At 67.4% G+C, this 13,200-nt stretch carries 10 protein-coding genes; 2 read left to right on the top strand and 8 right to left on the bottom strand.

The window, feature by feature from the left end; genetic code table 11:
- Window positions 1-51 precede the first annotated feature (51 nt).
- The 3 genes from ACYCUK_RS09440 to ACYCUK_RS09430 form a co-directional block, all read right to left on the bottom strand.
- On the bottom strand, window positions 52-1,179 hold the full coding sequence (locus ACYCUK_RS09440; protein WP_461594521.1) for a chorismate transformation enzyme, FkbO/Hyg5 family: 1,128 nt from the start codon (window positions 1,177-1,179) through the stop codon (window positions 52-54).
- Window positions 1,179-2,540, bottom strand: a complete 1,362-nt coding sequence (locus tag ACYCUK_RS09435; protein WP_461594520.1) for an NAD(P)/FAD-dependent oxidoreductase — start codon at window positions 2,538-2,540, stop codon at window positions 1,179-1,181. The genes ACYCUK_RS09440 and ACYCUK_RS09435 overlap by 1 nt, the downstream gene beginning before the upstream one ends.
- A gap of 127 nt (window positions 2,541-2,667) precedes the next feature.
- Window positions 2,668-2,988, bottom strand: coding sequence for a helicase HerA-like domain-containing protein (locus ACYCUK_RS09430; protein WP_461594524.1), 321 nt, complete (start codon window positions 2,986-2,988; stop codon window positions 2,668-2,670).
- Between the two features lie 239 nt (window positions 2,989-3,227).
- Between ACYCUK_RS09430 and ACYCUK_RS09425 the strand changes: the two genes are divergently transcribed.
- Window positions 3,228-3,950 (top strand): YebC/PmpR family DNA-binding transcriptional regulator, encoded by a 723-nt coding sequence (locus ACYCUK_RS09425; RefSeq protein ID WP_461594519.1) that lies wholly within the window; start codon window positions 3,228-3,230, stop codon window positions 3,948-3,950.
- 42 nt (window positions 3,951-3,992) lie between these two features.
- The gene (gene purD, locus ACYCUK_RS09420) at window positions 3,993-5,273 is read left to right on the top strand and encodes a phosphoribosylamine--glycine ligase (RefSeq protein ID WP_461594518.1); all 1,281 of its coding nucleotides are present in this window, start codon (window positions 3,993-3,995) and stop codon (window positions 5,271-5,273) included.
- 18 nt (window positions 5,274-5,291) lie between these two features.
- Here purD and ACYCUK_RS09415 read toward each other — a convergent pair whose 3' ends face one another.
- The 5 genes from ACYCUK_RS09415 to hrpA form a co-directional block, all read right to left on the bottom strand.
- On the bottom strand, window positions 5,292-6,563 hold the full coding sequence (locus tag ACYCUK_RS09415; protein WP_461594517.1) for a CaiB/BaiF CoA transferase family protein: 1,272 nt from the start codon (window positions 6,561-6,563) through the stop codon (window positions 5,292-5,294).
- Window positions 6,556-6,936: an MAPEG family protein gene (locus ACYCUK_RS09410; RefSeq protein ID WP_461594516.1), complete on the bottom strand. Its 381-nt coding sequence runs from the start codon at window positions 6,934-6,936 to the stop codon at window positions 6,556-6,558. Before ACYCUK_RS09410 ends, ACYCUK_RS09415 begins: the two co-directional genes overlap by 8 nt.
- A gap of 139 nt (window positions 6,937-7,075) precedes the next feature.
- Window positions 7,076-8,617 (bottom strand): monocarboxylate uptake permease MctP, encoded by a 1,542-nt coding sequence (gene mctP / locus ACYCUK_RS09405; RefSeq protein ID WP_461594515.1) that lies wholly within the window; start codon window positions 8,615-8,617, stop codon window positions 7,076-7,078.
- 5 nt (window positions 8,618-8,622) lie between these two features.
- Window positions 8,623-8,844 (bottom strand): DUF3311 domain-containing protein, encoded by a 222-nt coding sequence (locus tag ACYCUK_RS09400; protein ID WP_461594514.1) that lies wholly within the window; start codon window positions 8,842-8,844, stop codon window positions 8,623-8,625.
- Between the two features lie 234 nt (window positions 8,845-9,078).
- Window positions 9,079-13,173 (bottom strand): ATP-dependent RNA helicase HrpA, encoded by a 4,095-nt coding sequence (gene hrpA / locus ACYCUK_RS09395; protein ID WP_461594513.1) that lies wholly within the window; start codon window positions 13,171-13,173, stop codon window positions 9,079-9,081.
- Window positions 13,174-13,200 lie beyond the last annotated feature (27 nt).

Genomic DNA, 13,200 nt, shown 5'->3' with positions numbered 1-13,200 from the left:
CAGCCAGCGGCGCCGCAGCGGACAAGGCAAGGGCAGCCAGGGTGCGGCGCTTCAGCATGCAAACTCCGGCGACGTGGGCAAGGCCACAGCTTCGATTTCAACCAGTAGATCGACACGGCATACGTCCGCCTGCAGATACAGCGCCCGCGCCTCGCCGCCCAGCACCTGTTGCAGCTCGGCTTGAATCGCGGGTTGATCGGCGGCGTGGCGCACATACACCTTGTAGTGCAGGTCTTGCAGCGTCAAGCCTTCGCCACCCTGGGTGGCGGCTTGCCGCAGCACGGCCTCGATGTTGCGCAGAATCTCGCGCGTCTGCTCCGCCACGTCGCCATGGTGGAGCGTCTGGTGGCCAACGATGCTGGCGGTGCCGGAAATGAACAGCGCCGACTGGCCGGCGATGCAGGCCAGGTTGGCGCGCGAAAACGTGGGCGCGCGCGGGCCGTAATCGGCCGGGTAGTGATAGGCACTGAGCTGGCGCGGGTTTTCGATGGCGACGGGTGGCCGACGGCCAGCGATGAAATACACCACCAGCGGCGCGCCGCCCGCCGCCCCCAGCGCACTGGCCGATGGCACGCTGGCGCCGCTGACATGGCGACCGTGGGCGAGAAAAGCGTCCTGCCGGCCGATGTTGAACTGGCGGTAATGCTCCAGCCCGGCGCTTTCGCGGTTGATGTCGGGGATATGGTTCCACACCCGCAGCAGGTGGGGGAAACCGAGCGTCTCGACCGCGGCGAACAGCTCGTCGTAGGCCAGCTCGGTGGCGCGTCGCAAGGGGGAGGACGGGCGGCTTGTGTGAGGGGGCAGTGCCTTGGCGGCGCTCTCGCACAGGAGGCTGGCGTCAATCTCCGGCGCATGTTGCGTTTCAGGCTCGTCAGCCGCCAGCGTCAGCACGCCGAACAGCACCGCTTCGTTGCAGCGCCAGTGCAGCCGGCCATGCGCGCCGGCGCGCAACGGCGCATCGGCGATCCAGACTTCGCTCCAGACTTCGCTCAAGGCTGCGCCTTGCCGCAGCGCTTGCACCTGCACCTGCGCCAGCGGCAAGTCGAGCCCGGCCAGCGCCTGCGGCAACGCGCCGCCGAAACAGGCGACGCCAAGCACGTTGCGCAGCCAGGCGGCGGGCTGCGCCGCGAGTTGCGAGGCGGGCAACACCAGCAGTTGCAAGGGAGACGTGGCGACCATCACCCGCCCGTGACGCCGGGCAGGGATTCCACCTGAATTTGCCGCTTGCGCAGCCCGCGGGCGCGCCACGACCGGGGCAGATGCCGCAAGGAAGCCAGGTAGAAAATGCCCTTGAGCAGGCGCACCGAACCCCAGATGGGGGTGGTGCCGAAAATGTCGCCAGCCAGCACCGACAGCAACGCCTCCTTCACGCGCCAGATATTGCGCGGGCCCATGAACATGTCGCGCATGGTGGGGTGGTTGACGCGGTAGATGAACCAGGAGAACTGGCGCGGGCCATGGCGCATGCCACGGTCGAAGCGGGCCAGCGCCTGCGCCGCCATGGCCGGCTCGCGCAAGCAGGTTTCCACGGCGTCGGCGGCCATGAAGCCGCCCTGCATGGCCAGCATCACCCCGGAGGAAAACACCGGGTCGATGAAAGCGTAGGCATCGCCAATCAGCAGGTAATTGGGGCCGTGGGTGCGGTCGCTGCTGTAGGAGAAATTGCCGGTGGCTTCGACCTCGGTCACGCGGGTTGCGGCGTTGAGTCGCGCCGACAGGTCGGGCGACATGGCGATGGTGTCGGCGAAGAACTGGTCGAGCGGTTTGTCGCGGGTCTTGAGGTAATACGGCCAGACCACCGCGCCGATGCTGGTGGCGCCATCGGCCAGCGGAATCAGCCAGAACCAGCCATGCTCGAACCAGACGATGGTGATGTTGCCCTGCGCCTTGCCGCCCAGCCGCTGCACGCCGGTGAAGTGGGCGAACATGGCGGCGCTGTTGTGCTTGGGGTCGCGGTGCTTGGCCTTGAAGCGGCTGGCGAGAAAGGTGTCGCGGCCCGACGCATCGATCACCATGCGCGCGGCCCAGCTGGACTGCGTGCCGTCATCGTGCGTGGCGCTGACCACGGCGCCCCCGGCTTCGGGCAGGAACCGCACCTCGTGCACCGCGCAGCCTTCCATCACGGTGGCGCCTTTGCGCGCAGCGTTGCGGATCAGGATGTGGTCGAACTCCGAGCGCCGCACCTGATAGGCCATGGGCATGGTCTTGTCCCAGGCATCGGCGAACTCGTAGGTCTGGGTGTGTTGCGCGTGCCAGGGCGAGACGAACTCGGCGCCCCATTTTTCCATGCCGATCGCTTTGACCTGCGCCGCAACGCCGAGCTTGTCCAGCAGCGGCAGGTTGGCCGGCAGCAGCGACTCGCCGATGTGAAAACGCGGGTGATGGTCTTTCTCCAGCAGCGCCACATGCAGCCCGCGCTCGGCCAGCAGCGCAGCCGCCGTCGACCCACCCGGACCCGCGCCGATGATGAGGACGTCAACCCGTTGCTGCGTGGCCTGAGTGGCAAGTGCCGCGCCTGCGCCGTGCGTATCTGCCGCCATGGAAACCTCTGAGGACCGGATCAAACCAGTCGGTAGCTGCCGCGTGAAAGTGGGCAGGAGAAACCCCGCCGGATTTGCCGCTCGCAGCCTGCGGCCACTTCAAAAGCGAGTATTTTAAAGAGTTCGGTCAGGCACGAGCTGCTTTCGCCCTCGGGGCGACGCTGCACGAATCCCTCGCACCGATGGCTGGTGCCGGGCGCATCCCCGCGCCGGACGGTCGGGGTCGCCTCAGCGCTTGCGCCCGCCGAGCAGGCTGCCCAGCACAGCGCGGATGATTCCGCGGCCCACCGTGCTGCCTATGCTGCGCGCGGCCCTTGAGCAGTTCATAGGCCGACTCGCGGTCCACCGTTTTCTCGTACACCCCAGCCACCAGCGAGTGTTGCATCAACGCCTTGCGTTCCTCGGCGTTGACGGGGCCGATGCGACTGCCGGGAGCCGGCAGCCACACGCACTCGGTCGGCGTGGAGCGGCCTTTTTCGCCGAGCAAGGACGCCAGCGCCTCCGCCCACCGCAAGTTCGGTCATCGCCTGCGCCCCAACCCCGGGCTGGACGTGGCGCAGGCGATGAGGATGGGATCGGACATCGGGAATCTCGCAAATGAGGGGCCGTAAAATGCCCGGCGACGTTGGACGATTCAGTCCAAGGCAATGACAAAACCAAAGGCGCCGCGCGCCGGGAGCGAACACTATGGCCGGCCATTCCAAATGGGCCAACATCCAGCACCGCAAAGGCCGTCAGGACGAAAAACGCGGCAAGGTCTGGACCAAGATCATTCGTGAAGTGACGGTTGCCGCCAAGCTCGGCGGCGGCGACGTGGGCACCAACCCGCGCCTGCGCATGGCCATGGACAAGGCGCGCGAAGCCAATATGCCGGCCGACAACCTCAAGCGCGCAGTCGACCGCGGCACCGGCAACCTGGATGGCGCGCATTACGAGGAAATTCGCTACGAGGGCTACGGCCCCGGTGGCGCGGCGCTGATCATCGACTGCATGACCGACAACCGCGTGCGCACCGTGGCCGAAGTGCGGCATGCGCTGTCCAAGCTTGGCGGCAACCTGGGCACCGAAGGCTCGGTGGCGTTCCAGTTCAAGCATTGCGGCCAGTTCCTGTTCGCCCCGGGAACGAGCGAGGACAAGGTGATGGAAGCCGCGCTCGACGCCGGTGCGGAGGACGTGAACACGCTGGACGACGGCTCCGTCGAAGTCATTTGCGATCCGCACGACTTCGAGGCGGTGCGCAAGGCCTTCGAGGCCGCCGCGCTCAAGCCCGAACTGGCCGAACTCGGCATGAAGCCCAGCGTGGAAGTGGAACTGGCCGGCGACGACGCCGAGCGCATGCACAAGCTGGTGGACGCGCTCGAGGACCTCGACGACGTCCAGCGCGTGGACCACAATGCCGTCCTGCCCTGAACGCCCTTCTGCCCGGCCACGCCTCCTGCATCCAACACGCACATGAAAATCCTGGTCATCGGCTCGGGCGGGCGCGAACATGCCCTGGCCTGGAAACTGGCGCAATCGCCGCGCGTCAAGAAGGTGTATGTCGCGCCCGGCAACGGCGGCACGGCCACGGAAACGCGGGTGGAAAACCTGCCCATCACCGACCCGCCGCAACTGGCCGATTTCTGCATCGCCGAGGACATCCACCTCACCGTGGTGGGCCCCGAGGCGCCGCTGGCCGCTGGCATCGTCGACTACTTCCGCATGCGCCGCCTGCGCATCTTCGGCCCGACGCAGGGCGCGGCCCAGCTTGAGAGCTCCAAGGCTTTCGCCAAGGCCTTCATGGAGCGCCACGGCATTCCCACCGCGGCCCACCGCACCTTCAGCGACGCAGCTGAGGCGCATGCCTACATCGACACCCACGGCGCACCGCTGGTGGTGAAAGCCGACGGCCTGGCCGCTGGCAAGGGCGTGGTCGTGGCCCTCACCCTGGCCGACGCGCACGCCGCCGTGGCCGACATGCTGGAGCACAACACCTACGGCGTGCAGCATGGCGAAGACGGCGCGCGGGTGATGATCGAGGATTTTCTCGACGGCGAAGAAGCCAGCTTCATCGTGCTGGTGGACGGCCGCAACGTCGTTCCCCTGGCCTCCAGCCAGGACCACAAGCGCCTGCAGGACGAGGACCGCGGCCCCAACACCGGCGGCATGGGCGCGTACTCCCCGGCTCCGGTGGTGACGCCCGAAGTGCATGCGCGGGTGATGCGCGAAATCATCCTGCCCACGGTGCAGGGCATGGCCGCCGAGGGGCACGACTACACCGGCTTTCTCTACGCCGGGCTGATGATCGACCCGCAAGGCCACGCCAAGACCCTGGAGTTCAACTGCCGCCTCGGCGACCCCGAAACCCAGCCCATTCTGATGCGCCTGAAAAGCGATCTGGTGACCGTGTTCGACGCCGCCATCGACGGCAAGCTCGACAAGATGGAACTGCAGTGGGACCGGCGCACCGCGCTGGCCGTGGTCATGGCCGCGCCCGGCTACCCCGAAGCCCCGCGCCTGGGCGGCGCCATCAGCGGCATCCCCAAGCACGCGGACGATCTGCATGTCTTCCACGCCGGCACCCGGCTGGAGGACGGCAAACTGCACACCAGCGGCGGCCGCGTGCTGGCCGTCACCGCGCTGGGCGACTCGGTGCGCATGGCACAAACCCGCGCCTATGTCGGCGTGCGGCAAATCGCCTTCGAGGGCATGCAGTTCCGGCAAGACATCGGCTGGCGGGCGATCAAGCGCTGAGCGCGCCCCAAGCCGGGTTCAGATGACGCCCTGATCTCGCAAAGCGGCGATTTCCGCTGCAGTCAGACCCAACTCGTGCAAGACCCCATCGTTGTGCGCACCCAGCGCCGGGCCGAGCCAGCGGGTGCCGCCCGGCGTGAGCGAGAAGCGCGGGGCGGGGGTGGGGAGATCGACCGGGGTGCCGTCGGCCAAGAGGTGGCGCTGGATCATGCCGCGCGCCTGGAACTGCGGGTCTTGAACGATGTCCTTGATGCTGTAGATGCGGCTTGCGGGCACGGCGGCGGCGCGCATGGTCTGCACGATGTCGGCGGCGGCGTGCTGCCCGGCCCAGGTCTGGATGGCGGCGTCGATCTCGCCGACGCGCTGCATGCGGCCCTGATTGCTGGCCAGGCCCGCATCTTCGGCCATGTCGATCCGGCCGATGGCGCGCATCAGCCGCTTGAAAATGGCGTCGCCATTGCCGGAAATCTGCACCCACTCGCCGCCCTGGCTGCGGTACACGTTGGACGGCGTGATGCCAGGAATGCTGGTGCCGGTGCGCTCGCGCACGGTGCCGTCGGCGCTGTACTCCATCAGCGTGCTTTCCAGCAGGTTGAACACGCTCTCGGTCAGTGCCACGTCCACCACCTGGCCTTCGCCGCCGCTGCTGCCGTTCCAGCGCCCGCCGGTGGCGTCGCGGTGGCGCAGGGCCATGAGTGCGCCCATGGTGGCGTGCAGAGCGGCGATGGAATCGCCCAGCGACAAATTGGCGCGCATGGGCGGCCGGTCGGGGTCGCCGGTGAGGTAGCGCATGCCGCCCATCGCTTCGGCAATGGCGCCGAAGCCGGGCTGCTGGCGCATCGGCCCGGTCTGGCCGAAGCCGGAGATGCGCACCATCACCAGGCTGGGGTTGACGGCACGCAGCGCGTCCCAGCCGAGGCCGAGTCTTTCCAGCGCCCCTGGACGCATGTTCTCCACCAGCACATCGGCCTGTGCCGCCAAGCGCAGCACGATGTCTCGGCCCTGCGGGTGCTTGAGGTTGACGGTGATGCAGCGCTTGTTGCGCGCCTGCGCCGCCCACCACAGCGAGGTCCCAGCATGCAGCTTGCGCCAGGTGCGCAGCTGGTCGCCGCCGGGGTCGTCGCCTTGCGCGGGAGATTCGATCTTGACCACGTCCGCGCCGAACTCGGCCATCAGCCGGGTGGCGAAAGGCCCGGCGATGAGGCTGCCGAGTTCCGCGACGCGCAGCCCGGCCAGCGGGCCCGGGTTGGTCCCCGCGGCAGGCTGCGCGGGAGCTGCGGCATCAGCCATAGAACGGTGCGAACAAGAGGGCGACGTTGACCAGCACGGCGAGGAACCAGACCGTGGAGCGCAGGCTGGCGCGATCGTTCACATACAGCCAGAGGTAGACGGCGCGCAACACCACCCAGGCCATGAGCAGGCCGTTGACCACGGCCGGATCGGCATGGCCATAGAGCGCGAACAAGGCGGCGGCAAACAGGAAGGGCAAGGCTTCGAAGGAGTTGGCCTGCGCCGCATTGGCCCGCCTGCGGCGCGGGTCCGGATGGTTCTCGAGCCAGGCGCGCGGCTCGTTGTTGTCGTAGCGGTTGGTCCTGGCGCGGAAGGTCCCGGATTTGGCAATGCCGGCAGCGGCGATGAGCAGAAGCGCGGCGGTGAGCAGCATGGGATGGGGTCGGGCGGCGTCGGGGAAGACTGATTATGCGTGAGCACGGCGCGCAAAAAACAAGGGCCGGCATGGCCGGCCCTTGGTGCTGCTGCGGCGACGTCAGGCGACGTCGTTGAACGCGCGGTTGTGCGTCCCGTCAACCCGCGTAATCGGCCGCGACCGTCGCGTCCTTGTCGTTGGCCATGCCCAAGAACCGAACGACGATGGTGGCGACGACGGCCACGACGAAGTTCACGACCAGCGCATACAGGCCGATGTAGGCCGGAATCACCATGCCGGCGATGTGCAGCGCATAGCCCGAGGTCTTGAAGCCGTTGAGCGAGGCCGCCCAGATGCCCCACGCCAGGCCAGCGGCCCAGCCCAGCAGCAGCGCCTTGGCATCGAACCAGCGGGTGTAGATGCCGGAGACGATGGCGGGGAAGGTCTGCAGGATGAGGATGCCGCCCAGCAGTTGCAGCTGAATGGCATAGGTCAAGGGCAGGAAGATGATGAACAGCAGGGCGCCGAACTTGACCACCAGGGACACCAGCTTGGCCATGTCGGTTTCTTTCTGCGCCGAGCATTGCGGGTTGATGAAGGGCTTGTAGATGTTGCGGGTGAACAGGTTGGCCGCGGCGATGGACATGATGGCCGCCGGCACCAGCGCGCCAATGGCCACAGCCGCGAAGCCCACCCCGACGAACCAGCTCGGGAAGTAATGCAGCAGCAGCCCGGGCATGGCGAACTGCGGGCCGTACTGTTTGAAGTACGGTGCCAGGTCAGGCAGCGTGGCAATGCCGGAGGCATAGGCCACATAACCGAGCATGGCGATCAACCCCAGCACGAAGGAGTACGCCGGCAGGAACACCCAGTTGCGCCGCAGGGTGTTGGGGCCCTTGGCGGCGAGCACCGCGGTGGTGGCATGCGGGTAGAGCATGAGCGCCAGCGCCGAGCCGAAAGCCAGGGTGCCGTAGAACGACATCAGCCCGGTGTTGCCGTCCTTGATCGGGGGCAGCAGCAATTTTTTCGCCGGAATGGCGGCGAAGATGTTGCCGAAGCCGCCCATCTTGATGGGCACGACGACGATGAGCGCGATCACCGTGATATAGACCAGCAGGTCTTTCACCACGGCGATGGACGCTGGCGCCCGCAGGCCGCTGGTGTAGGTAAACGCCGCCAGAATGACGAAGGCGATGATCAGCGGCAGCTCGCTTACCAATCCATGCCCGGCGGGGAAGCCCAGGCCGCCGATGACCACCTGGATACCCACCAGTTGCAGCGCGATGTAGGGCATGGTGGCGACGATGCCGGTGACGGCGATCGCCAGCGCCAGCCCCGGGCTGTTGTAACGCCCGGCGATGAAGTCCGACGCGGTGATGTAGTTGTGCTTGCGCGCCACCATCCACAGTCGGGGCAGGATGGCGAACACCAGCGGGTACACCAGCACGGTGTAGGGCAGCGCAAAGAAGCCCAGGGCGCCGGCGCCGAACACCAGGGCCGGCACCGCGATGAAGGTGTAGGCGGTGTACAAGTCGCCGCCAATGAGGAACCAGGTGATCCAGGTGCCAAAGCGGCGCCCACCCAGGCCCCACTCGTGCAGGTGCGACATGTCGCCCTTGCGCCAGTGCGCCGAGACGAAGCCCAGCACGGTGATGAACAGGAACAGGCCGATGAAAACGACGGTTGCGACGATGTTCATGGCGTTCAGTCCCCGCTACCAGCAGGCACGACCATCTTGTAGACGATGGCGATGAACACACCGGACAGCGGCACCCACATCAGTTGCCACCAGTAGAAGAAGGGAATGCCGAAGAGGCTCGGCTCGAGCACGTTGAAATAGGGAATGATGAGCACGGCAATGCAGGGAATCGCCAGCAGGATGACCTGCAGCGGCCCGAGCTTGCGCACCGAGTTGGGCTTGGACATGAATGTCGTCTCCAAAGTTGAATGCTGCAGGATCTCCGCAGGTGGTTGGCGCTTCGGGCGGGTGATGCCGATCGCGCTTGTTCGTCAAAGGTTAGATTCAAACGCGACAGAATCTCGGTGACCAGGTGTGATCCAGGTAACGAAATGTCAGGTTTTAAGGGTAATCACCAGTAATCGAGATGCAGCGGCGCCACACTCCAAGTTTGAAGGTGGCGGGTGGCACGCCCAAAAGACTCACGCCCGCCACTGGCCCCAGGCTTTTTCCACGCGCTTGACCGACACCGGCGTGGGCGTGCGCAATTCCTGCGCGAACAGGGCGACGCGCAATTCCTCCAGCATCCAGCGCAGCTCCACGAGTTGCGGGTCGGGGCTGGCACCGCCCTGCTGCGCTTGCTGCAGCTCGCGCCTGAGCCGCGCCAGCCAGGGCGCCATCTCGGCCTGGCGCTGAGCGTCGCGCGCAGGGTCGGCGCGGAACTTGTCGAGGCGCAGTTGCACCGCTTTGAGGTAGCGCGGCAGATGCGCGCGTTGGGTTGCGGGCAACTCGAGCATGAAGCGCCTGGGCAGCAGGGCTTGCAACTGCGCGGTGATGTCGGCATGCAGCGCCGCCTGCGGTTTGAACGCAACGAGCTTCTTGCTGGCGGCATGCCATTCGGTGAGGATGGTTGCGGCCAGACGGCCCATTTCCTGCGCCAGCAGTTGCAGCCGCGGACGGCCAGCGGCGAGGCGCGCGGCGAAGCTGGTCGCATTCGCCGGCGGCGGGTCGGCGAGAAAAGCCAGGTCGAGCGCGGCGTCCAGAATTTGCCGGCGCAAATCATCGGCCGCGCCCAGCGGCATGTACTGCATGGCGGCCTGCTGAAAACCCGGCAGGTTTTTCTCGGCCGCTTTCAGCGGCTCGCGCAGCTGCAGCGCGAACAGACGTCGCAGGCCTTCGCGGTGCGCCCGGCTTGCCGCCTCCGGGGTGTCGAACACGTCGAGCTGCACATGGTCGCCACGGTCGATGAGCGCCGGGAAACCCACCAGGGTCTGCTGCCCACGGCGCATTTCCAGCAGTTCGGGAAGTTCGCCAAAAGTCCAGTCGGTGTAGCGTGGTTCGGCCTGCGCCGAGGCTGCTACGTGCACCTCCGCCACCGGAGTTTCGCTGGGATGCGCGCGGCTCTCGGCCAGCGCCGCCGGCAGCCCGCCAAGGCCGTTCTCGGCTTCCAGTTCCGCGCCCTGCGCACTTTGTGCCCGCACGGCGTTCTGGAATGCAGTGCGGGCAGCATCGGCGAGATCGGCGCGCAAACGGCTGAGGTTGCGGCTCATGCCCAGTTGGCGCCCTTGCTCGTCGACCACCCGCAGGTTGAACAGCACATGCGGACCCAGGGTGTCGAGCTTGAAGTCTTCCGGGCGCGGAATCAGCCCGGTGTGCTCACGCACCAGGGCGCGCACCGCGTCGAGCAACTCGCCCTGGGCGTAGCGCTCGGGCGCGTTCAGCATCGTGGCGAACCGGCGCACGGTGTCGGGCAGCGGCACCAGGCGCGAGCGCAGTTTTTGCGGCAGGCTCTTGAGCAGGGCGGTGAGCTTGTCGGCCAGCATGCCGGGCACCAGCCAGGCCAGGCGCTGCTCGGAAATCTGGTTGAGCGCGGCCAGCGGCACGGTGGCCGTCACGCCGTCGCGCGCGCCACCGGGGTCGAAGCTGTACGCCAGTTGCATCTCCAGCGCGCCGATGCGCAGGCGCGTGGGGAAGGCCTCGGTGGTGATGCCGGCAGCCTCGTGGCGCATCAGGGCTTCGCGCTCCAGGAACAGCAGGCGCGGCTGGGCCTTGCTGGCCTGGCGGTACCAGGTGTCGAAGCTGGTGCCGCCAAACACGTCGGGCGGAATGAAGCGCTCGTAAAAGGCTTCGATCAAGGCTTCGTCCACCAGCACGTCGCGCCGCCGCGCCTTGTCTTCCAGCGCCTCGACCTGGGCAATGAGCTTGCGGTTGTGAGCGAAAAACGGCCAGCGGCAATCCCACTCGCCTTCCACCAGGGCGTGGCGGATGAACAGCTCGCGCGCCTGCGCCGGATTCACGCGGCCGAAGTCGATGCGGCGCTGGTTGTAGACCACCAGGCCATACAGCGTGGCGCGCTCGAACGCCGCCACCTGCGCCGGCGTCTTTTCCCAATGCGGCTCCAGCAGGGTTTTTTGCAGCAGATGCGCGCCGACACGCTCGATCCACGGCGGCTCGATGCGCGCCACGCCGCGCGCGTACAACCGCGTGGTTTCCACCAGCTCCGCCGCCATCACCCAGCGCCCGGCCTTGCGGCCGATGGGCGACGACGGATGGATGAGGAATTTGATGCCGCGCGCGCCCAAATAATGCGGCCCGTCATCAGCCTTGCAGCCGACATTGCCGAGCAGCCCCGCCAGCAAGCTCAGGTGGATGTTTTCATCACTGGCCGCAATGGATGGAACAGCCCCCAGGCCGCCGCTCGCGGCCCCCGCCCCCCGAGGGGGCAAGTCAAGCTTGGGTCTGAGCGCCGCGGCTCCAAGCCCGCCTGCGCGGGCTTGGACGGCACGAAGGCCAGTCGACTCTGGCGACTGGCGGCCCGGCGCTTGACTTGGATCGACCCGCCATCCCTGCTCCGCCACCACGGTGAGCAACTGGCTGTGGATGTCGTGCCACTCGCGCATGCGCATGGGTGAGAGGAATTCGGCGCGCAACTGATCGTGCAGCTTGCGGTTGGATTTTTTATGCGCCACCAGCGCGTGGTAATGCGCCCAGAGTTTCAGCCAGCCCGCCAATTCGGACGTGCCCTCGACGAAGCGGCGGTGCGCGGTGTCGGCGGCTTCCTGCTTGTCGGCCGGGCGTTCGCGCGGGTCTTGCACGGCGAGTGCGGCGGCGATGATCAGGACTTCATGCAAGGCGCCAAGCTTGCGCGCTTCCAGAATCATGCGGCCCAGGCGAGGGTCCAGCGGCAGGCGGGCGAGTTCGCGGCCCACCTCGGTGAGCTGGTTTTGCGCATCCACCGCGCCCAGTTCGCTGAGCAGCTGGTAGCCGTCGGCAATGGCTTTGCGCGGCGGCGGGTCGATGAAGGGAAACTGCTCGATGCCCTCCAGCCCCAGCGCCTGCATGCGCAGAATCACCGCGGCGAGCGAGGAGCGCAGGATTTCGGGGTCGGTGAAGCGCGGGCGGGCGTTGAAATCAGCCTCGTCATACAGCCGGATGCAAATGCCGTTGGCCACACGGCCGCAGCGCCCCGCGCGCTGGTTGGCCGCCGCCTGGCTGACCGGCTCGACCTGCAACTGCTCGACCTTCTGCCGGTAGCTGTAGCGCTTCACCCGCGCGCTGCCGGCATCGATCACGTAGCGGATGCCCGGCACCGTGAGCGAGGTTTCCGCCACGTTCGTCGCCAGCACCACGCGCCGCCCGCCGCCACTCTGGAACACGCGGTCCTGCTCGGCCTGCGACAGCCGCGCGTACAGCGGCAGGATGTCGACGCCGCGCCGCGAGGTGTCGAGATGGTGCTTGCGCAGCGCCTCGGTGGCTTCGCGGATTTCGCGCTCGCCGGGCAGGAACACGAGGATGTCGCCGCTGCCTTCGCGCCAGAGTTCGTCCACCGCGTCGCAGATGGCGGCGTGCAAGTCGCGCTCCTCGCGCTGCGCCTGAGCGCGGGGTGCCAGTTCTGCGGCAGCGGGTGCGCCAGCACGGGGCTGGGCATCCGCACCATAGGGGCGCCAGCGCATTTCGACCGGATACAGCCGGCCCGATACTTCAATGACCGGTGCCAGCCCGCGCGCGGTTTCGAAATGCCGGGCAAACCGCTCGGCATCGATGGTGGCCGAAGTGATGACGACTTTCAGGTCCGGCCGGCGCGGCAGGATGTTGCGGATGTAGCCGAGCAGGAAGTCGATGTTGAGGCTGCGCTCATGCGCCTCGTCGATGATGAGCGTGTCGTAGGCGCGCAGCAGCGGATCGCCCTGGGTTTCGGCCAGCAGGATGCCGTCGGTCATCAGCTTCACCGAGGCACCGGGCTGGAAGCGGTCGGCGAAGCGCACCTTGTAGCCGACATGCTCGCCCAGCGGCGTGCCGATTTCCTGGGCGATGCGCCGCGCCACCGTCACCGCCGCCAGGCGGCGCGGCTGGGTATGGCCGATCAGCCCGCTGCCGCCCGCACCCAGCCCGCGGCCCAGCGCCAGCGCGATCTTCGGCAGTTGCGTGGTCTTGCCCGAGCCGGTCTCGCCGCAGACGATGACCACCTGATGCGCAGCGATGGCGGCGGCGATGTCGTCGCGCCGGCCGCTGACGGGCAGCTCGGCAGGAAACTGCACGGGCGGAATCGGGTTGACGAGGCGAGGCTTGGGGAGCATGGGTGCTTGGCAAAGCGTCCATTTTCA

The sequence above is a fragment of the Thiomonas sp. genome, assembly GCF_054608695.1.
This window is presented reverse-complemented; position numbering and strand designations above follow the sequence as displayed.